The following is a 20,430-nucleotide window of genomic DNA, read 5'->3' as shown; positions in this document are numbered from 1 at the left end:
GGGGGCGTGGTGCGGGGAGGGGGAGGGAGAGGGGTGTGCCGGTCGGTTGCTGCCGTAAGTTGGGCGGGTGTCCTCGCTTCCGTTGATCCTTTTGCTGTCGGGCAGCCTGCGGGCCGGTTCCGGCAACGAGGCCGTGCTGCGCACCGCACAGGCCGTCGCCCCGTCCGTGCCGGTGCGCACGGAGCTGTACGACGGCCTGGCGCGGCTGCCGCACTTCAACCCCGACGACGACCGGGACCCGCTGCCGGCGCCGGTGGCCGGGCTGCGGGCGGCGATCGGCCGGGCGGCCGGGATCCTGGTCTGCACGCCGGAGTACGCCGGAACCCTGCCGGGCTCGTTCAAGAACCTGCTCGACTGGACGGTGGGCGGGACCGAGATCGGCGGCAAGCCGGTCGCCTGGGTCAACGCCGCCGCTCCGGGCCGCGGTGAGGGCGCGCAGGCCACGCTGCGGACGGTGCTGGAGTACACCGGCGCGAGCGTCGTGCCGTCCGCCTGCGTGCGGCTGCCCGTCGACCGGCAGGCGATCGGGGCGGACGGGCTGATCGCCGACCCGGAGACGCGGCGGGAGCTGGAGCGCGTCCTCGGGCTGTTGGCCGACCCGGCCCGCTGAGGGCTGCCGTCCTCAGCCCGCGGTCAGCTCCGTGAGGCTGTCCAACGGCAGCGTGTGCCGCGTCTGGAGAACCTTCGCGCGCAGGTAGCGGACGTTGTGGGCGGTGGTGAACACCCCCGTGGGCACGCGGTCGCGGACGTCGATGCCGAGGGTGCGCAGCTGCTCCGCCTTGTCCGGGTTGTTGGACAGCAGGTCCAGTTCGCCGATGCCGAGGGCGCGCAGCATCTGGGCGGCCGCCGTGTAGTCGCGGGCGTCCTCGGGCAGGCCGAGCGCCGCGTTCGCCTGGTAGGTGTCCAGGCCGTCGTCCTGGAGCGCGTAGGCGTCGAGCTTGTTGTAGAGGCCGATGCCGCGTCCCTCCTGGCGGAGGTAGAGCAGGACGCCGCCGCGGCCGGCGATGCGCTCGACCGCTTCGCGCAGCTGGGGTCCGCAGTCGCAGCGGGCCGAGCCGAAGACGTCGCCGGTCAGGCACTCGGAGTGCAGGCGGACCAGCGGAGGCGTGCCGGGGGCCGGGTCGCCGAGGACCACGGCCACGTGCTCGCGGTCGTCGGCCAGGCCGTGGAAGGTGACCAGGTCGGCGTCGGCGCTGTATCCGTCGTGGAAGCGCAGCGGTACCCGCACGCGGGAGCGCGGCGTGGCGGCGGGGAAGTCGGGGGCGGGGTCGGGCATGCGGGCCTCCGGGGCCGGGGTGGACGGCGCGGACGGGTGCTCTGCTTCCGTGCTCGCGGTTGCACGGGAGGTGTGCTTCAGATTTGAAGCAGATCCGCTGAGGGGACCCTACTCCATGCTTTAAATTTGAATCAACAGCTTTGCGGTGCGGCTCACGACCACGTGGTGCGGCTCACGAACAAGCGGCGCGGCTCACGAACAAGCGGCGCGGCTCAGGAGCAAGGGGAGGAGCGGCGGCGCCACGGGACCTCGTCGGGGGCCGGCCGGGGGGCGTCCTGGCCCTCCAGCGCCCGCGCGATCCCCGTGCAGATGTCCTCCAGCTGTCCCACCTGCTCCTCGGTGAGGTGGTCGAAGAGGGACGCGCGCACCGTCTCGACGTGGCCGGGAGCCGTGCGTTCCAGCACCGCCATGCCCTCGTCGGTCAGTGCGGCGATGCTGCTCCGCTTGTCCCACCTGCAGTTCTCGCGCCGCAGCAGGCCGTCCTTCTCCAGCCGGGTCACCGCGTACGTCAGACGGCTGCGGGTGATCTTCGTCTTCTCCGCGAGGTCGGTCATGCGCAGCCTGTGCTCCGGCGCATCGGAAAGATTCGCGAGGATGGAGTAGTACAGGTGCGGCATGCCGGCGTCCTGCTGGAGCTGCCGGTCGAGCGCGTCCTCCAGGAGGTGCGTCGCCGCGAGGTAAGCGCGCCAGGCGCGCTGCTCGTCCGGGGTGAGCCAGCGGGGTGTCATGCCACCAGTGTAAGTTTGTTTCAAACTTGAACCAGGACCGCCCGCCTCCGAGAGTGAGCGCGCTCGATGCCGCATCCCTACGTCCTGCTGTCCGCCGCCGTCTCCCTGGACGGCTACCTCGACGACACCGGCCCCGAGCGGCTCCTGCTCTCCGGCCCGGCGGACTTCGACCGGGTCGACGAGGTACGTGCTTCCGTCGACGCGATCCTGGTCGGTGCCGGGACGATCCGGGCCGACAACCCGCGGCTGCTGGTCAACTCGGAGCGTCGCCGCGCCGACCGGGTGGCCGCGGGCCGGTCCGCCTACCCGCTCAAGGTCACCGTCAGCGCGTCGGGGGAACTCGATCCGGCGGCGCGGTTCTGGCACACGGGCGGCGAGAAGGTCCTCTACACGACGGACCAGGGCGCCGAGCGGGCCCGCGCGCTGGGGCTCGCCGCCGACATCGTCGCGCTGGGCGACGACGTCGGCTGGCGGCCGCTGCTGCGGCACCTGCACGACGTCCGGGGGGTGCGCCGTCTCATGGTGGAGGGCGGGGGGCTCGTGCACACCCAGCTGCTCCAGCAGGGGCTCGCCGACGAACTGCAGCTCGCGCTGGCGCCGCTGTTCGTGGGCGACCCCGCCGCGCCGCGGCTGTTCGGTCCGGGGGCGTACCAGGGCGGGCGGCTGCGGCTGCTGGAGACGCGGCGGATCGAGGACGTCGTCCTCATGCGGTACGAGCCGACGGCCCCCGGGACCGGGGAGGTCGCCGTGGCCGCCGACCGTCACTGGCTCGCCCTCGCGTGCGAGCTGGCGGCGCTGTGTCCGCCGTCGCGGACGGCGTTCAGCGTGGGGGCGGTGGTGGTGGCCGGTGACGGTACGGAGCTGGCCCGGGGGTACTCCCGGGAGGGGGACGATCCTGTGGTGCACGCGGAGGAGGCGGCTCTGGCGAAACTGGATCCCGCCGATCCCCGGCTCGCCGGCGCCACGGTCTACAGCAGCCTCGAGCCGTGCGCCCGGCGCGCGTCCCGGCCCAAACCGTGCGCGCGGCTGATCCTCGATGCGGGGGTACGGCGGGTGGTGACGGCGTGGCGGGAACCCGACACGTTCGTCGAAAGCGCCGACGGCAGCGGGCTGTTGGCGGGGGAGGGGGCCGACGTGGTCGTGCTGCCGGAGTACGCGGAGCGGGCCCAGGCGCCCAATCGGCATCTGGTGGGGTAGCGGCGGCCCGCGGTGGCGTTGGGGGTGCCTGCGGCGGCCTGTGGCGGTTCGGTGGGGGACCGCGTAGCGCTGGCGGTGGGGGGTGGGTCCCGCCCGTACGCGGCCGACGGCGCGCGGCGCGGAGAAGCGCGTGTGCTTGCCGTCCTGCGCATGGCGTACACTGGTGACACACCGACGCGGGGTGGAGCAGCTCGGTAGCTCGCTGGGCTCATAACCCAGAGGTCGCAGGTTCAAATCCTGTCCCCGCTACTCAAGGCCGACGGCCGGGATCTTCAAAGGTCCCGGCCGTCGGTGTTTTCGTGCGGTCGGTGACTGTCGGTGATGGGTCGGCCGCCGTGCGCAGTGTGGTCCCCGGGTTGCGCGAGGGGTGAACTCGCCCGTTTTTAGGCGGTCATGGGGATGTACGTCCGATGCGGATTCGTTAATGATCAAGCGGAACGGCTTGGAAACGAGCCCCTGCGTCTATTAACGTTCGATAACGCAGCGCGGTCGTCCCAGCCGTCACAAGAGGCGGCTCCGTGCGCACGCGCCGAATCCCGCAAGGGAACCGGGGAACCACCACTCTGGGGTGAATCGCGCGAATACCGCCGTGGGATCACGGTGGATACACGCGCGTAGGAGACCTTCCTGCTCCGAACCCGTCAGCTAACCCGGTAGGCGAGAAGGAAGGAAAGGAGCACGCCCACGTGGCGTCCAACCGGCCTGCCCCGACAGCCCCGTTCCAGCCGAGTGACACCTTCGGCTACGGCAGCTACCGCACCGACGAGGGCCCGTGGGAGGCATGGAACCCCACAGAGGATTCCGTCCGCCCCGTACGCGGCCGGCACCGCGTCTCCAAGCAGCGAGGCGGGGGACTCGCCCGCAGCTCCACGGTCCTGGGCGTCGGTGTCATAGCCGCCGTCGGCGCGGGCGGCATGGCCAGCGCCAACACCGGCAAGCCGCCGGTGTCCATCTCCATGCCCGACCTGCCCTCGGTCGGCTCGCTGATCTCCGACGACGAGCCCGAGCCGCAGGGCTCCGCCACTCCGCTCAGCAGCGTCGGCGTGACCTCCGCGGAGAACACCAAGGACGCCGGCGAGGCGCTGCGCGACCGCATCATGGCGCAGGCCGAGTCGCAGCAGGTCCAGGTCGAGACCAAGACGCAGCGGGCCACCGAGGCCGCCCTCGCCAAGCAGGTCGCCGACGCGGCCGAGCAGGCCGAGAAGGCGGCCGCCGCCAAGGCCGCCGCCGCGAAGGAGAAGGCGGAGGCGGAGGCCAAGAGGAAGGCCGAGGCCGCGCGCCTCGCCGAGCTGGCCAAGCAGTACACGCTGCCGACCTCCTCGTACACCATCACCTCGACCTTCGGTCAGGCCGGCTCCATGTGGTCCTCCGGCTACCACACCGGCCTCGACTTCGCCGCCCCGACCGGCACGCTCATCAAGGCCGTCCACAGCGGGACCATCACCGAGGCCGGCTGGGCGGGGTCGTACGGCTACCGCACGATCCTGACCCTGGACGACGGCACCGAGCTGTGGTTCTGCCACCAGTCGTCGATCAGCGTGAGCGTGGGTCAGAAGGTCAGCACCGGTGACGTCATCGGGCGCGTGGGCGCCACCGGGAACGTGACCGGCCCGCACCTGCACCTCGAGGTTCACGCGGGCGGGCAGGCCAGCGGCATCGACCCGATGGCCTGGCTGCGCGGCAAGGGACTCAACCCCTGATCTCTCCCTGATCCCCGGCGGTCCTGACGGCAAACCCCCCGACGTCAGGACTGCCGGTCAGGCGTGCCCGGGAACTCCGGGAACACCGCCGGCGGAGCGTCGGCGACCGGCGACGACGCGGCGGATGCGCGTGCCAGGGCCCGCGCCGCCGGGAAGATCCGAACGACAGGGCCTAGGAGCGGTACGGGTTGTACGCGGGGTTCGCGGGATGCCCGTACGCCGGCCAGGGCGCTGCGACGACCGGCACCGGGGGAGCCGTCACCCGGGCCGCGTGGTCCAGGGCCGGCCGCGCGATCTCGCGCCGCCACCACAGCTCGGCCAGCAACTCCCGTTCCCGTACGACGAAGTCGGCGTCCGCGCGTCCGCGCCGTCCCCGGTGCCGCAGGAACGCCAGCGACGTCGCGTACGCCTCGTACTCGGCCACCGTCCGCCCGGCCGGCTTGCCGAAGCGGTGTCGGGCGTAGTCGCGGGCCGTCCGCCGCGCCCGCATGGAACCGAGCGCGTACGGCTCGGCCGGCGTCAGCCAGCCGGCGAGGACGTACGGCGGCAGTTCCTCGCGCACGGTCCGCAGTTCGCGCTGCCGCGTCCAGATGACCAGCCACGTCAGCAGCCCGAACGCGGGCACCATGAAGGCCGCGTACACCGCGAAGAACCCGAACTCGCCGAACGTCGCCGAGCCGTTCCACAGTGCGTGCATGCCCATGGCGAGCAGCAGCCCGGAGAGCGGGACGAGCACTCGCCGGACGTGCTGCCGTTCCGCCGAGAGGGCGGCCACGCCGAACCCGATGCCGGTCAGGACGGTGAACAGGGGGTGCGCGAACGGCGACATGACGACGCGGACGAAGAAGGTCGCCGCGGTGACGGAGGCGATGCCGCTGTCGCCGGTGAGCCGGTCGGTGCCGAAGGCGGTGCCGAGGTAGAGGATGTTCTCGGTGAACGCGAAGCCGGTGGCGGTGATCCCGGCTATGACCACCCCGTCGACGATGCCCGTGAAGTCCCGTCTGCGGAAAAGGAACACCAGCAGCACGGCCGCGGCCTTCGCGGACTCCTCGACGACCGGCGCTATGACCGTCGCGCCGAGGGTGTCCGCGCTCGCCGGGTCCGCGGTCGACGTCGCTATCCATCGGGTCGCGAAGCTGTTGGCGACGATCGCTATCAGCGCCGCCGCGCAGGCGCCCCACGCGAAGGCGAACACCAGGTTGCGCCACGGGCCGGGGGCGACCCGGTCGAGCCAGCGGAAGGCGGCCACCAGGAGCGGAACCGGCAGCACGGCGAGGCCCAGCCCGACCAGGAACCCCTCGGTGCCGGTCTGTTCGCGCACCAGGGCGAGGATGACGAGCCCGGAGAGCGCGAGCAGGGTGCTGAGCGCGCCGTAGCGCACCCACTTGCGCTGCCACCAGTGCGCGTGCCTGGCCAGGCCGCCGGCCAGGCCGCCTGCGTGCGGCGGATGCGTCGGGTACGGGGGGAAGGTGGCCACGGCATCGACCCTAACGAGGCGGTGCGCCGCCCGCGACGGTGCGGAACGCGTCCGGCGCGCTTCAGGCGCCGGTGGGGGGCTGGGGGTGGTGCTGCTGCACGCGGCGGAACAGCAGGTCGTTCACGACATGTCCCTTGTCCAGTCCCTGTCCCTCGAAACGGGTCAGCGGCCGGAAGTCGGGGCGCGGCGCGAAACCGCCGCCGGGCCGGGTGTTCTCGAACCCGGGATGAGCGGTGAGCACCTTGAGCATCTGCTCGGCGTACGGCTCCCAGTCGGTCGCGCAGTGCACGATGCCGCCGGGTCTGATGCGGGACGCGGCGAGATCCAGGAACTCGGGCTGGATCAGGCGCCGTTTGTGGTGCCGCTTCTTGGGCCAGGGGTCGGGGAAGTAGACGCGCAGGCCGTCGAGGGAGTCGGGGAGGAGCATCTCGCGCAGCAGGATGATCGCGTCCCCGTTGCCGACCCGGACGTTGGACAGGCCGGCCTGGTCGGCGAGGTTGAGCAGATTGCCCTGGCCCGGGGTGTGCACGTCGACGGCGAGGATGTTGGTCCCCGGGTCGGCGGCGGCCATCCGCGCGGTGGCCTCGCCCATGCCGAACCCGATCTCCAGCACCACCGGGCCGGAGTTGCCGAACAGCTCGGCGAGGTCGATCACCCGCTGCCCGTCGATGTCCAGTCCCCACTTGGGCCACAGCCGCTGCAACGCGTCCGCCTGCCCCGCGGTCACCCTGCTGCGCCGGGGCTGGAAACTCCGGATGCGCCGTTCGAAGTGCGACCCGGCGGGATCGGCCTGCGGCCCGTCCGGGAACCGGGGCTCCCCCTTGCCCCGGGCACGCGGGAAGGACGCGCCCGCACCGGGGGCGGGGGCGGGGGCGAGGTGCTCGCCGGGCACCGGGGCGGCCGGAGCGGCGGGGCGGGGGGTCTCGGGGGCGTTGCGGGAGTCAGACACAGTGCGGTCGATTTTACGTGCGCGGTTCGGGGTGGTGGGCGCGTGCTTCGGCCGGGGGCGGTGAGGGCGGGGTTCCGGTCGGGGGCGCGTGGTCGTCCGGCGGTGGTGGGTGGGGGTCCGGGCGGGGGACTGACCGGCTGTGGTCTTCTGCCGCCGTGCGGTCGCGGGTCGCGGGTCGCGGGTCGCGGGTCGCGGGCGTACGGCAGCCGGTCGGCCGGTGGCGGTGTCCGGGTCCGGGGCGGGCTCAGTCGCCGCCCAGTGCGGCCAGTGCCCTGCGGGCCACCTCCCGGCCGATCGGGAGTGACGCCGTGGCCGCGGGGGAGGGGGCGTTCAGGACGTGGATGGCGCGCGGGCCCTCGTGGATCAGGAAGTCGTCCACCAGCGTCCCGTCCCGCAGCACCGCCTGCGCCCGCACCCCCGCCGCCGTGGGCACCAGGTCGTCCTCCGTCACGGCCGGCAGCAGTCTGCGGACCGCCGCCGTGAACGCCCGCTTGGACACCGACCGGCGCAGCTCGCCCGCCCCGTAGCGCCAGTGCGCGCGGGCCATCCGCCAGGACCCCGGCCACGCCAGCGTCCCCGCCACCTCCCGCGGGCGTACGACGCCCCAGCCGTATCCCTCGCGGGCCAGCGCCGGCACCGCGTTCGGTCCGACGTGGACGCCGGAGTCGATCCCGCGGGTGAGGTGCACCCCGAGGAACGGGAACGCCGGATCCGGCACCGGGTACACCAGTCCCCGCACCAGCTCGGGCCGCGCCAGCTCGTAGTACTCCCCGCGGAAGGGCACGATCCGTACGTCCGGTTCGTCCCCGGTGAGCCGCGCCACCTCGTCGCAGTACAGGCCGGCGCAGTTCACCAGCACGCGCGCCCGTACGACGTCGCCGGCCCGGGTCCGCACGGCGACGCCCCGCTCCGGGCGCCGGTCGATCCGCTCCACCTGGGCGCCGTAGCGGATCTCCGCGCCCGAGGCGTGGGCCAGCTGCCGGGCCACGCCGACGAAGTCGCACACCCCGGTCGTGCCGACGTGAATGGCCGCCAGGCCCCGCACCTCCGGCTCGTACTCCGCGATCTGCGCCGCGCCCAGTTCCCGCACCGGGATGCCGTTCTCCCGGCCGCGCTGGACGAGTGCGTGCAGCCGGGGCAGCTCCGCCCGCTCCGTGGCGACGATCAGCTTGCCGGTGACGGCGTGCGTGATGCCGTACTCGGCGCAGAACTTGACCATCTCGGCGGCGCCCCGCACCGCGTACCGGGCCTTCAGCGACCCGGGGCGGTAGTAGATCCCGCTGTGGATGACGCCGCTGTTGCGCCCCGTCTGGTGCCGGGCCGGGCCCGGCTCCTTCTCCAGCACCGTCACGCGCGTGCCCGGCGCGGCACGCGTGATCGCGAACGCGGTCGACAAGCCGACGATCCCGCCGCCGATGACGAGCACGTCGCAGTCGTAGACCCGCCCGGTCCGCACCTGGCACCACCTCCCGCATCCGATAGTGCACTGCGCCACTGACAGTGCCTTCAAACGCGCTGCCCGGCAAACGCGGTGCCTTCTCGAGTACGGTGCCGTCGGACGCGGCGGGTCGCGCGGGCCGCTACGCCGGGGCCATCAGCAGGGGCCGGGCCCGCTCCCGCAGCTCCGCCACCCGCGGCTCGTCCCCGTACGGTTCCAGTCGGTGCAGGAGGTCCTTGACGTACTCGGTGGTGCGCGCGGACGAGATGCGTCCGGCGACCTCCACCGCCCGCACGCCCTGCTCGCACGCCGCGTCGAGGTTGCCGGACTCCAGTTCGGCGACCGCCGAGACGACCAGCCGGAGCCCGTGCGAGCGCACGAACTCCTCCGTCGGCTTCGACAGGGCCTGCTCCGTGAAGCGGCGCACCTGCCGCGGCGCCTTCAGGTCGCGGTAGCACTCGGCGGCGTCGGCGGCGAACCGGTCGTAGGAGTAGAAGCCCAGCCAGGACGGGTCGTTGTCACCCTCCCGGGACCGCTCCAGCCAGCCCTCGGCCGCCTTCAGGGCCGCCCCGGCGGCCTGCGCGTCGCCCGCGCGTGCGTGCGCGCGTGCCTCGACGAGGCGGAAGAAGCTCATGGTGCGGGCGGTCGCCAGGCCCCGGTTGCGCTCCAGCGCGGCCTGCGCGAGGTCGACGCCCTCGTCGCCGAAGCCGCGGTAGGTCGCCTGCAGGGACATCGACGCCAGGACGTACCCGCCGAGGGGGACGTCGGCGGCGGCGCGGGCGAGGCGCAGCGCCTGGATGTAGTACCGCTGTGCGGCCTCCTGCTGGCCGGTGTCGAAGGCCATCCAGCCCGCGAGGCGGGTGAGTTCGGCGGACGCCCCGAACAGGGCCCGGCCGACCTCGTCGGAGTACGCGCCGAGCAGCAGCGGCGCCGCCTCCACCCGAAGGCACTCCGGCACCATGGACGAACGCCAGTCGCCGCCTCCGTACTTGGAGTCCCAGCGCCTGGCGTCCTCGGCGGCCTCCCGCAGTTTCCGTACGTCGCTGTGGCCGACTTTCAGTGATGCGCCGGAGCCCTCCGCGGAGTTCGCCTCGCGCGCCACCGAACTGTCGGCCGGGGTTATCAGCCACCGCGAGGCGGGTGTCGCGTACGCGCTCACCGCGAACGAGCCGGCCAGTGACTGCCAGATGCCGCCGGAACCGGCGCGCCGGCCGGCGAGGTCGAGCCGGTACAGTTCGGTCGCCGACTTCACCGCCTGCGCGACGTCCCTGGGGAAGGCGAGGCCCACCTCCGGTGCGGGATCGGCGTCCGCCAGCCCTATCTCGTGGAGGGGCACCGGACGGCCGAGCTTCTGCCCGATGGCGGCCGCTATGAGGTGCGGGGCGGCGCCCTGCGGCACCATCCCCTTGGACACCCAGCGCGCCACCGAGGTCTTGTCGTAGCGAAGAGTCAGCCCGCGTTGGGCGCCAAGGTCGTTGACGCGCCGCGCGAGGCCTGCGTTGCTGATTCCCGCGAGGGCGAGAACGGCGCCGAGTTTTTCGTTCGGCCCGCGTTGCTCCCTGGACATGCGCCACCCCTCGACACAGACGGCTGCCGCGCTGGCATAACCACGCGGCATTCGTAAACCCAGCGTAGTTCGCCGCATCCCAAGCGTTAAGGGGCTTTGTTCCGGATGGCGGGATTGTGGTCCGTACTGAAGGGCGGGCCCGATACGCGCAGTTGCGTCGTGCTCCCGGCCGTGTGGCCGTGCGCCCGTGTGTGCGCTCTTCTGCGGCCGGCGGGGGAGCGCTTGCATGGATCGTGCGTGGGTCGGCCCGCTGTACTGGATCCAGTGGGCTGGGGGACACCGCCGCCTTCATCCCCGCGGGCGGTGGAACGGTCCGGGAGGCGATCTCCGTCTCCCGGACCGCGTGCGCGGTATACGGTGCGCAGGGCGAGTACGGAGCGTGGCCCGCCCCTGTCCGCGTGCCGTCGATTTGGCCGAAAATCGACCCCTGTCCCCCCGGGTGATCACCCCTCCCACCACGGTAGTTGAGGGCGCGAAAGACGTTCTCGGGGCGCGCTGCGGGGGCGCATTCGCGTCGCGGATGCCTTGCGCGGCGCGGTTGTCCGCGCCTCTGGCCGGGTCGGCGCGGGTGCGCGCCCGGTGGATCTCGTGCGGCGCCGCCACGCCTCCGGCGCGCTTCCTTCATGGCAGCATGGGGAACCGGTTCGTACGGTGCACTGGTTGTCCACAGCTTGTGGAGGCGTCGATGCGGTGGTTGGTGGGGTGGAGCAGCACCGCCGCGGGGACCTCCGGGACCGGTTCCGCGGGGGCCACCGGGCACGACGGCGAGACCGTGCAACCCGTCGGCTCCCAACTCCTGTGGGGCGACCCCGATCCGCTGTGGGCCGTCGGCGACTGGCGCCCCGACGAGGTGCGGGTGGTGAAGGCCGATGCCCGGACCCGGATCGCCGTGCTGGGCACCTGCGGGGCCTCCGACGAGCAGCTGCGGGTGGCCCTGTTCGCAGCGCGCGGCGGCGCGCTGCGCCATCTGACCGCCTGGCCGGGCAGTTACACGGCCGTCCTCCAGGTCGGCCGCAGGATCACCGTCTGCGGCGATCTCGCGGGCGCGCGCCCGGTCTTCCACACCCCGTGGGCGGGCGGCACGGCGTACGCGACGGCCGCGCTGCCGCTGGCCGACCTCACCGAGGCGAACCTCGACTTCGGTCACCTCGCGGCCCTGCTGGCGGCCCCCGAGGTGCCGGCCGCGCTGCACGACTCCACGCCGTACGAGGGCGTGCGCCGCGTCCCGCCGGGACACGCGCTGATCCTGCGCGCCGGGGCGCGCGAGATCGCCGGCTACGAGCCGGTCGCCTCCCTCGCGGTGGCGGCGCCCCCCGCCGACCCCGACAGCGCGGTCGACGCGGTGCGCGACGCCCTGGTGGAGGCGGTACGTGCCCGGCTGGCGGCGCCCCGGCACGTGCCCGGTGCCGACATGGACCCCGGACCCGTGCCCGGCATGGGACCCGCGGAGCGCCGCGCCGCGCGCGGGATGCCGGTCGCCGGGATCGGCGCGGACCTCTCCGGCGGCCCCGCCTCCGGCACCCTGGCGCTGCTCGCCGCCGGCCTGCCCGGCAGGCCCGGCACCCTCCTGGGCCACGGCACGGGCGCGGGTGAGCGCCTGCTCGCGGTCACCTTCAACGACCTGGCCGTCGGCGGCCGGGAGGCCGAACTGGAGCGGGCGGGAACCCTGGCCGCCAACCCCCGCCTGCACCACGTGGTCGTCACGGGCGGCGAGGAGACGCTGCCGTACGCCGGCCTGGACGGTCCCCTGACCGACGAGCCGGGCCCCAGCCTGGTCACCGCGGCCCGCCACCGGGCCCGCCTGGCCGCCGGCAGCGCGGACCACTTCACGGGGTACGGCGCGCGCCAGGTCCTGGACGCCCACCCCGCGCGCCTCGCCGACCTCCTCATGGACCGCAAGCGCCGCCACCTCGTCCGCCCGGTCGCCGCTCTCGCCAAGGCGGACGGCTCGGTGCTGGTCCCCGCGCGCGTGTACACCGCGGCGCGCAAGCTGGCGCGGACGCCGTACCGCGCGGGCCTCGACCTGCTCGCCGAGCGCCTCATGCAGCGCCGCTTCGACGAACCCGGAAGTGCCGTCGGCGCGTCGCTCGCCGCGCTGACGTGGGCCAGACCGGGGCCGGCGGCGCGCTGGCTGACCGGGGAGGCGCTGGCTGAAGTATCGGTTCGCCTGCAGGCCTCCACGAGCCGCTCCGGAGTCGGGCCGGGCCAGCGTCCCGGTGACTACCGCGCGCGTGCGGCCCTGGCACGGCAGGCGGCGGACCTGCGCGTCCTGGAACAGGCCGCCGAGATCCGCTCCCAGCGCCTGCACGCGCCCTTCCTCGACAACCAGGTCGTCCGCGCCTGCCGGGCCCTGCCCGAGGCCCTCCGGGTGCAGCCCGGAGCCCGCGCCGCCATCCTGCGCACGGTCCTGGAGGGCGCCGGGGTCAGCGACCTCCCGCCCGGCTGGGGCGCCCCTTCCCAGGCGTCGGCGGCGGTCGCCGCCCGCACGGGGCTGAGGGTGGCCGCGGACTCCCTGATGTCCCTGTTCGCCACCCCGCTGCTCGCGGAGGCCGGCCTGGTCGAGGCGCGGGTGGTGCGCAAGGCGCTGCGGGCGGCCGCCGAGGGCGAGCCGCTGCCGCTGGACGGCCTGGCCGACCTGGTCTCCCTGGAACTGTGGCTCGGCCGCCTCCTGGCCCGCCGCGGCACCTGCTGGACCGGCACCCCGGCCCGCCAGCGGGCGGTGCCCGCGGGTATCAGCCCGCAGCGGGGCGCGCTGGCCTCGGGCGGGCGAGCCGGGAGCATGTAGCGGCGACGTGGCGTGCAGCGACGGCCAGGCGTTGCAGCGAAGGCCAGGCGTGCAGCAGCGGCTCGGCGGGCAGCGGCGGCGGCTGTGGACGGCCCGCGCGGAGGCATACGGCGGCTACGGGACGCCGTATGCCCGACCACCGTCCTCTCCGGCGGGCGCCCCCTCCGACCGGCGCCTGCGGTGACCGGCGCCCGTGGTGACCGGCCCCTGCGGTGACCGGCGCCTGCGCCGCGTCGCCGATGCCCGTACCGCCGGCCTCGCGTCACCGGCGCCCGGTGATCCGCCCGCCCGGTGATCCGCCCGCCCGGCGGCGCTCGTCCCGGAACGGCGCCCCCGCCCCCCTGCCCGGCCGGTCCCGGGCACCGCGTCGCAGCGACCCGCAGTGCCCCGCTGGCGGATCGTCAGAGCACCCGGACGCGTGCGGACCGGCGACGGGACCCGGGGGCCGGTAACCGCGGACTCAGGCCGGGCGCGACCGCAGCCCTTCCAGCAGGATGTCCAGCAGCCGCGCCGAGGCGGCCGCCTGCTGCGCCGCGTCCGGCAGCGAGGGCGCCGCCGTCGCGATCACCAGCAGCACGTCCGAGACCGACACGTCCGGCCGCAACTCACCCGCCGCGCGCGCCCGTTCCACCAGCCGGCCCACGACCTCAAGCAGCGCCGCCGCACCCGTGTCGTCGTCCGCGGCGGCCGTGGAACCGTCCTCCGCGACCAGCCGCAGCTCACCGGAGCCGGCCTGCGCACGCTGCTGCGGGACCGGAGCCTCGTCGATCACGGCGTTCTCGTCCGCCACGCCCACCCGCAGCACCTGCGGCGGCAGCAGCCGCCCGGCGCCCGAGGCCACCGAGGTCCGCAGGAAGCGCGCGAGCGCCGACCACGGCTCTTCCTCCTGGCCGAGCGCCGCCCGGGCCTGGTCCGTCAGCCGGGAGGTCTCCTCCTCGGCTATCCGGCGCACCAGGACGTCCTTGGAGGGGAAGCGCCGGTACACCGTCCCCACGCCGACCCGTGCCCGCCGCGCCACGTCCTCCATCGGCGCGCCGTACCCCAGCTCGCCGAAGACCTCGCGCGCGGCGCGCAGTACGTGTTCGAGATTGCGCTGTGCGTCCACGCGCAGCGGCGTCGTGCGCGCTCTGTCCGCGCGTCCGTTGCCCGCCGCCGCGCTCATCATGCCGCCCGGTGCGAGAGCGGACGCGGCCGACCAATGCGAGTCCTGAATGCTCATAAGCGATCCCCCGGTAATGACGTCTCCCCCCGGAGACTCTCCCCGCAACTGACGGCGGAGCGCGCGGGAATCCTGGACCACCGGTCCGTCCGTCACGGACTCCGGACCCGACGAGCGCATTCCCCCTACACCCCGTTGGCACGAACATAGTTGAGAGACAGTCAATTCAGAAGGGGCAGGTTCCGCACGGAGCGCCCCCCGATCGGAGCACGGGTCGTGAACGTCCCGATTGGTCCCCCTCGGTACCCCCCACGCATGCCCGCTGACCTGGGCACCTTCGGTGGCCATCGGTGATTCGGCCAACTCCGGGCGGTGCCGGTCCCGGGTCACTCACCCTGTCGGGGCTGTGGACAAACGCACGCGCCGGGTGCGTCATGGGATGGTGAAGGAACGTGCGCGCATTCTCGTTGTCGGCGGCGGCTACGTCGGGATGTACACGGCCCTGCGTCTGCAGGGGAGGCTGAAACGCGAGCTCAGGCGCGGTGACGTCGAGATCACGGTGGTCACCCCCGACCCGTACATGACCTACCAGCCGTTCCTCCCCGAGGCGGCCGCCGGCTCCATCTCCCCACGCCATGTCGTCGTCCCGCTGCGCCGCGTCCTCGACCTGTGCCACGTCGTCGTCGGCGAGGTCCGGTCCATCGACCACGCCAAGCACACCGCGTCCCTGACCACCCTCGCCACGGCGGAGGAGGGAACGGGTCCCACGCAACTGACGTACGACGAACTGGTCCTGGCGCCCGGATCGGTCTCCCGCACCCTGCCCGTCCCCGGACTCGCCGAGCACGCGATCGGCTTCAAGTCGGTCGAGGAGGCCATCGGCCTGCGCAACCACGTCATCGAACAGCTGGACATCGCCTCCTCCACCCGTGACCCCGCGATCCGCGACGCGGCCCTGACCTTCGTCTTCGTCGGCGGCGGATTCGCCGGCGTCGAGGCGCTCGGCGAACTGGAGGACATGGCCCGCTACACCACGCGCTACTACCACAACGTCGAACCCGGCGACATGAAGTGGATCCTCGTCGAGGCCACCGACCGTGTGCTGCCCGAGGTCGGTCCGGAGATGGGCCGCTACACGGTCTCCGAACTGCGCCGGCGCAACATCGACGTACGCCTCGGCACCCGCCTGGAGTCCTGCGCCGACCGCGTCGCCGTCCTCAGCGACGGATCCCGCTTCCCCACCCGTACGGTGGTGTGGACGGCCGGCGTGAGACCCCACCCGCTGCTCGCCGCCACCGACCTCCCGCGCACCGAGCGAGGTCGGCTGAAATGCACCCCCCAGCTCACGATCGAGGGCGCCCCGCACGCGTGGGCCGCCGGAGACGCCGCAGCCGTCCCCGACATCACCGCCGACGACACCGCCCAGCCGGGAGGACCCGGCAAGGAGACGGCCCCCAACGCCCAGCACGCGCTGCGCCAGGCCAGGCTCCTGGGCGACAACATCACCCACTCCCTGCGCGGCGAGCCCCTGGAGACGTACGCCCACCGCTACGTCGGCTCGGTCGCCTCGCTCGGCTTCCACAAGGGCGTCGCACACGTCTACGGGCGCAGGTTCAAGGGCTACCCTGCGTGGTTCATGCACCGCGTCTACCACCTCAGCAGGGTGCCCACCTTCAACCGGAAGGCCCGCGTCCTGGCCGAATGGACGCTGGCCGGCCTCTTCAAACGAGAGATCGTCTCCCTCGGATCGCTCGAACATCCCCGAGCGGAGTTCGAACTCGCGGCCGGTGGAAAGCCTCCTACCGACCCGACGTCCGACCCGAAGGGGTCGTCCTGACCGGACCCAGGAACTCCTGCGCCCGAGTGGGCGTCTGACGGGTGTCGACCCGGTGGGCGACCCTGCCAGACTGATCCCCGCCGCTCGGGCGGGCATCCGCTCGCCCTTCGAACCCAGAGGCTTTCCACTGTGCTGCTTCCCGGGGACGCCAACCCCCCACCCCCAGGCCGGGTCCGGAGCCGGTCCAAGACGCCGAAGACGACGACACGAGGCAAGGATTCGTGAACTTCACGCGCTGGAGCGCCCGGCTCCCCGGAACGCAGCGCCGCGCCGCAGCGCGGACCGACCACGTGATCACCCGCGAGGGCTCCGTGCCCACGGCCCGCGCCGAACACCTCACCGACGAGCGCCCGCTCGTGCCCGCCGTCGACGAACTCCCCGTCCGTGATGTCCTGGACCGTGTCCCCGCCCTGGTCGCCCTGGTCCACGGCCCCGACCACCGCGTCGCCTACGTCAACGACGGCTACGCGGCGGCCTTCGGCGCCCGCCCCCTCGGCGTGCCCGCCCGCGACGCCCTCCCGGAACTCGACGAGCTGGGCCTGCTGCCCCTCCTGGACCAGGTCCTGCGCAGCGGGAGACCCCGCACCCTGAAGTCCCGCAAGGCCCCCGACGGCCGCTCCTACACCTTCACCTGCACCCCGGTGGCGGAGGGCGACGGCCACCGGGGCCGCGGCTCCGGCGGCCCCGGCGTGCTCCTCTTCGCGACCGACGTCACCGACCACGCCGAGGCCGCCGAACGCCTGCGCGCCAGCGAGCGCCGCCAGCGCGAGACGGCGGTCACCCTCCAGCGCTCCCTGCTGCCCCAGGAACTGGAACAGCCCGACGACCTGCGCATCGCCGCCACCTACCAGCCCGGCGGCACCGAGGCCGCCGTCGGCGGGGACTGGTACGACGTCATCACCCTCGGCGGCGGCCGCACCGCCCTGGTCATCGGCGACGTCATGGGCAGGGGCGTGCGGGCCGCGGCCGTCATGGGCCAGCTGCGCACCGCCGTCCGCGCGTACGCCCGCCTCGACCTGCCCCCGCACGAGGTCCTCCAGCTCCTCGACGGCCTCGCCACCGAGATCGACGCCAACCAGATCGCCACGTGCGTGTACGCCATCCACGACCCGAACGAGGGCCGGCTGGTGTACTCCTCGGCCGGTCACCTGCCGATCCTGGTCCGCGACGAGAACGGTGACGTCTCGCGCGCCGACGAGCCGACCGGCCCGCCCCTGGGCACCGGGGGCTGGGTGCACGCGTCGGGCTCGATCGCGCTGGGTCCCGGTTCCACGGCGGTGCTCTACACCGACGGCCTCGTGGAGCGGCGCGACGAGGACCTGGACGAGGGCATCGCGGCACTGGAACGCGCCCTGGCCGGGGCGACGGGCTCCCCGCAGGTCGTCTGCGACCGCCTGGTCCGCTCGGCGGGCGTCACCGCCGGCCACGACGACGACGTGGCGGTCCTCGTCCTGCAGCACCCGGCGCGCTCCGGCCCGGACAGCGAACTGTTCCGCAACGCCGCCCTGGAACTCCTCGGCGGGGTGGAAGCGGCCCCGCGGGCGCGGGCGTTCGCCTCCGGCGTCCTCACCAGCTGGCGCTTCCCCACCGAACTGCACGACCTGGGCGTCCTGGCCGCCAGTGAACTGGTCGCCAACTCCCTGCAGCACGGCACCCCGCCCATGCGCCTGCGCCTGCGCCGCACCGACCGCCGCCTGATCATCGAGGTCACCGACGGCGACGACCACCTCCCGCGCCGCCGCCGCGCGGAACCGGGGGACGAGTCGGGCCGGGGCATCGCCATCGTCGCGACGATCGCGTCCAGCTGGGGGTCGAGACGGACACCGGGCGGCGGCAAGGCGGTCTGGTGCGAGTTCGTCCTGCCGAAGGCGGCGGCCGCCTGACCGGGGCACGAAGGCGCCCGCCCCGCCGGAAGACGGAGGCGGCCGTCACCCGGAGGTGACGGCCGCCGCCCGGCTCAGGCTTCCGCGGGCACGGCCTCCGCGGCCGCTCCGCCCCGGGTGACCACCCGGCTCCTGCCCCGCCACGGATGGTCCTGCGCAGGGGTGAGCCGCCGCCCCAGCCGCACCGCCAGCACGCTGATCCCCAGCGAGAACAACAGGAACGTCACGACGTACGGCCCGTGCAGCGAGGCAGCCATCGGCCCGCCCACCGCCGGCCCGACGGCCAGCGCGAGCTGCTTCACCAGGGCGAACGCCGAGTTGTACTGCCCGGCCATGCCTTCCGGCGCGAGATCGGCGACCAGCGGCGCGACCGTCGGCGACAGCATCGCCTCACCGAGCCCGAACAGGGCGTACGTCGTGACGAACGCCGCCGTCGCCATCTCCTGGCTGCCGTGCCCGAGCCCGGCGAACCCGGCCGTGACCCAGGCCACGGCCCAGATCAGGCCGACGCCCGCGATCACCCGGGACCGCCGCCGGCGCTCCACGGACCTCAGCACGGCGAACTGCGCGACGACGATCACCAGCGTGTTGGCGGCCAGCGCGGTACCGAGCGCGGACGTCGAGATCCCGGCGGCCTCGACCCCGTACGCGGCCAGCCCCGACTCGAACTGCCCGTAGCAGGCGAAGAACAGCACGAAGCCCAGCACCGACAGCTGCACCATGGCCCGGTTGCCCAGCAGCTGCTTCCAGCCGTCCCGCGTCGAACGCGCCGGTGCGCCCTCGAAGCGCGGCGCGCGCGGCATGCGCACCGTCGCCATGACGGCCACCAGCAGCAGGAACACCGCCGCCTCGATCGAGAACAGCAGGGTGAACGACGCGACGCGCGTAGAGTCGACGAGATGGCCGCCGATGAGCCCGCCGACGCCCAGCCCCAGGTTCTGCAGGAAGAACTGCACGGCGAACGCCCGCGACCTGGTGTCGGCCGTCGAGCAGTCCACGATCATCGTCGCCAGCGCCGGCTGCATCACGGCCTGCCCGGCCCCGAGCGCGGCCGCCGACAGCAGGACGGCCGTCGCGTCACCCGCGAGCCCCAGGCTCAGCGCCCCCGCGGCGGCCGTGACGAGGGCGGCGAGCAGCACCGGCAGCGGGCCGCGCCGGACGATGGCCCGCCCGGCGAACGGCAGCACGACCAGCGCGGCGACGGCGAACACGGCGAGCACCAGGCCCGCCGTCATGGCACCCAGTCCCCGCACCTGCGCCACGTAGACGTACAGGTAGGGGACCGTGAAGCCGAGGCCGAAAGCGCTGAGTGCGTTGCCCACGTGGATCCGGCGCATCGCTGCGCCCATCGCCCTGGTCACGTTCACCTCTCTCACACGGTTGGTGCGGTCAGTACTTAGCACCAAAGACTTCAAAGCTAAAGTTCGAAGCTAAACTCTACATCTCGAAGGACTTCAACGCCAACCGCCTCCATGCGATACTGGGGTCCATGGGCGACACACCCGGCACCCTCGGCCTCAGCGGCGAGCCGACCCTCGACGAGCAGATCGCCGCCTACCAGCGCGAGTTCCGGGACCTCGACCCCCAGGTCGAGAAGATCGTCTCGGCGCTGTCCCGCCTGAACCGCCGCATGAACGTCGCCTACGGCCGCCAGACCGCCGCCCTCGGCATCAGCAACGCCGAGTGGGAGGTCCTCAAGGCCCTCGTCCTGTCCGGCGCGCCCTACCGCCTGGGCCCGAGCGACCTCGCCAAGCGCCTCGGCCTGACGCCGGCCGCGATGACCCACCGCATCGACCGCATGGTCACCGAGGGCCTGGTCACCCGGGCACGCGACGAGTCGAACCGCGTGCGCGTGATCGTCGAGCTGACCGCGGAGGGCCGCGAGAAGTGGCTCGAGGCGATGCGCCTGGCGTCGGTCTTCGAGGAGGACCTGCTCCAGGACCTCAACCCGCAGGAGCGCACGGCCCTCGGCGAGGTCCTCACCCGGCTCCTGCGCAGGGTGGAACACGCGCAGCCGGACGCCGGCGGGCGTCTCAGTGACCTCGACTGAAACATCTTGACAGGGGGCGCTTGACAGCCCCCTCGGCGATCCGTAGGGTTCTTCGGGTTGCCGCGGGGCGTAACGCTTCTGCGGCAGCACCTCCGCCGCGCCAGCGGCACCAAACCACAGCACGACCTTTCCCGGCCGGGATGAATTCGGCGTTCCCGAATTCTGTCCGAATTGGGGGTCGGCAGCTCGATTAGGAACTGCCGACCGGATCCGCTAAGGTTTGGGACGTCGGAACGGCCCAACGGCCGGGAAGGCAGCCCCCGCTGACTGGGAATCAGACGCCGAGAGGATCTGGTAAAGTCGGAAACGCCGGAAAGGGAAACGCGAGAGCGGGAACCTGGAAAGCACCGAGGAAATCGGATCGAGAAAAGATCTGATAGAGTC

At 73.4% G+C, this 20,430-nt stretch carries 15 protein-coding genes, 1 tRNA gene and 1 riboswitch; of the genes, 8 read left to right on the top strand and 8 right to left on the bottom strand.

From position 1 onward, the window contains the following. Positions 1-67 precede the first annotated feature (67 nt). Entirely contained in the window at positions 68-610 is a 543-nt protein-coding gene (locus VKA29_RS00240) for an NADPH-dependent FMN reductase (protein WP_324783051.1), read from the top strand. Between the two features lie 12 nt (positions 611-622). Here the strand turns inward: VKA29_RS00240 and VKA29_RS00235 are convergent, their stop codons facing one another. Both VKA29_RS00235 and VKA29_RS00230 read right to left on the bottom strand, forming a co-directional pair. Further along, on the bottom strand, positions 623-1,276 hold the full coding sequence (locus VKA29_RS00235; RefSeq protein ID WP_324783050.1) for a GTP cyclohydrolase II: 654 nt from the start codon (positions 1,274-1,276) through the stop codon (positions 623-625). A gap of 212 nt (positions 1,277-1,488) precedes the next feature. Continuing rightward, on the bottom strand, positions 1,489-2,004 hold the full coding sequence (locus tag VKA29_RS00230; protein ID WP_324783049.1) for a MarR family winged helix-turn-helix transcriptional regulator: 516 nt from the start codon (positions 2,002-2,004) through the stop codon (positions 1,489-1,491). 66 nt (positions 2,005-2,070) lie between these two features. On the opposite strand from VKA29_RS00230, the gene VKA29_RS00225 reads away from it, so the two are divergent. The 3 genes from VKA29_RS00225 to VKA29_RS00215 all read left to right on the top strand — a co-directional run bounded on the left by VKA29_RS00225 (position 2,071) and on the right by VKA29_RS00215 (position 4,901). Continuing rightward, complete coding sequence (locus tag VKA29_RS00225) at positions 2,071-3,201, top strand: dihydrofolate reductase family protein (RefSeq protein WP_324783048.1); 1,131 nt, start codon at positions 2,071-2,073, stop codon at positions 3,199-3,201. Between the two features lie 175 nt (positions 3,202-3,376). After that, positions 3,377-3,450, top strand: a tRNA-Met gene (locus VKA29_RS00220). Positions 3,451-3,718: 268 nt separating this feature from the next. Then, positions 3,719-3,876: riboswitch (cyclic di-AMP (ydaO/yuaA leader) on the top strand. Positions 3,877-3,887: 11 nt separating this feature from the next. Next, a complete protein-coding gene (locus tag VKA29_RS00215; protein WP_324783047.1) occupies positions 3,888-4,901 on the top strand; it encodes a M23 family metallopeptidase in 1,014 nt (337 codons plus the stop codon). A 172-nt stretch (positions 4,902-5,073) separates the two neighbouring features. Here VKA29_RS00215 and VKA29_RS00210 read toward each other — a convergent pair whose 3' ends face one another. From VKA29_RS00210 to VKA29_RS00195, 4 genes are all read right to left on the bottom strand, one after another. Continuing rightward, positions 5,074-6,378 (bottom strand): PrsW family intramembrane metalloprotease, encoded by a 1,305-nt coding sequence (locus VKA29_RS00210; RefSeq protein ID WP_324783046.1) that lies wholly within the window; start codon positions 6,376-6,378, stop codon positions 5,074-5,076. A gap of 61 nt (positions 6,379-6,439) precedes the next feature. Further along, on the bottom strand, positions 6,440-7,327 hold the full coding sequence (trmB, locus tag VKA29_RS00205; RefSeq protein ID WP_324783045.1) for a tRNA (guanosine(46)-N7)-methyltransferase TrmB: 888 nt from the start codon (positions 7,325-7,327) through the stop codon (positions 6,440-6,442). Between the two features lie 244 nt (positions 7,328-7,571). After that, complete coding sequence (lhgO, locus tag VKA29_RS00200) at positions 7,572-8,783, bottom strand: L-2-hydroxyglutarate oxidase (protein WP_324783044.1); 1,212 nt, start codon at positions 8,781-8,783, stop codon at positions 7,572-7,574. Positions 8,784-8,907: 124 nt separating this feature from the next. Continuing rightward, positions 8,908-10,332, bottom strand: coding sequence for an MFS transporter (locus VKA29_RS00195; protein WP_324783043.1), 1,425 nt, complete (start codon positions 10,330-10,332; stop codon positions 8,908-8,910). 685 nt (positions 10,333-11,017) lie between these two features. Here VKA29_RS00195 and VKA29_RS00190 point away from each other — a divergent pair. Further along, positions 11,018-13,117 (top strand): asparagine synthase-related protein, encoded by a 2,100-nt coding sequence (locus VKA29_RS00190; protein WP_324783042.1) that lies wholly within the window; start codon positions 11,018-11,020, stop codon positions 13,115-13,117. Between the two features lie 460 nt (positions 13,118-13,577). On the opposite strand, the gene VKA29_RS00185 is transcribed toward VKA29_RS00190, so the two are convergent. Further along, on the bottom strand, positions 13,578-14,336 hold the full coding sequence (locus tag VKA29_RS00185) for a helix-turn-helix domain-containing protein (RefSeq protein WP_324783041.1): 759 nt from the start codon (positions 14,334-14,336) through the stop codon (positions 13,578-13,580). Between the two features lie 379 nt (positions 14,337-14,715). On the opposite strand from VKA29_RS00185, the gene VKA29_RS00180 reads away from it, so the two are divergent. Then, complete coding sequence (locus tag VKA29_RS00180; RefSeq protein ID WP_324783040.1) at positions 14,716-16,113, top strand: NAD(P)/FAD-dependent oxidoreductase; 1,398 nt, start codon at positions 14,716-14,718, stop codon at positions 16,111-16,113. 221 nt (positions 16,114-16,334) lie between these two features. Further along, positions 16,335-17,996, top strand: a complete 1,662-nt coding sequence (locus VKA29_RS00175; protein WP_324783039.1) for an ATP-binding SpoIIE family protein phosphatase — start codon at positions 16,335-16,337, stop codon at positions 17,994-17,996. A 74-nt stretch (positions 17,997-18,070) separates the two neighbouring features. Here VKA29_RS00175 and VKA29_RS00170 read toward each other — a convergent pair whose 3' ends face one another. Further along, positions 18,071-19,345, bottom strand: coding sequence for an MFS transporter (locus VKA29_RS00170; RefSeq protein ID WP_324783090.1), 1,275 nt, complete (start codon positions 19,343-19,345; stop codon positions 18,071-18,073). 140 nt (positions 19,346-19,485) lie between these two features. On the opposite strand from VKA29_RS00170, the gene VKA29_RS00165 reads away from it, so the two are divergent. Beyond that, on the top strand, positions 19,486-20,046 hold the full coding sequence (locus VKA29_RS00165; RefSeq protein WP_324783038.1) for a MarR family transcriptional regulator: 561 nt from the start codon (positions 19,486-19,488) through the stop codon (positions 20,044-20,046). Positions 20,047-20,430 lie beyond the last annotated feature (384 nt).

This window comes from Streptomyces sp. H51 (genome assembly GCF_035656535.1).
Taxonomy (GTDB): domain Bacteria; phylum Actinomycetota; class Actinomycetes; order Streptomycetales; family Streptomycetaceae; genus Streptomyces.
The sequence above is the reverse complement of the archived record's forward strand: the minus strand, read 5'-3'. Positions and strand labels throughout refer to the sequence as shown.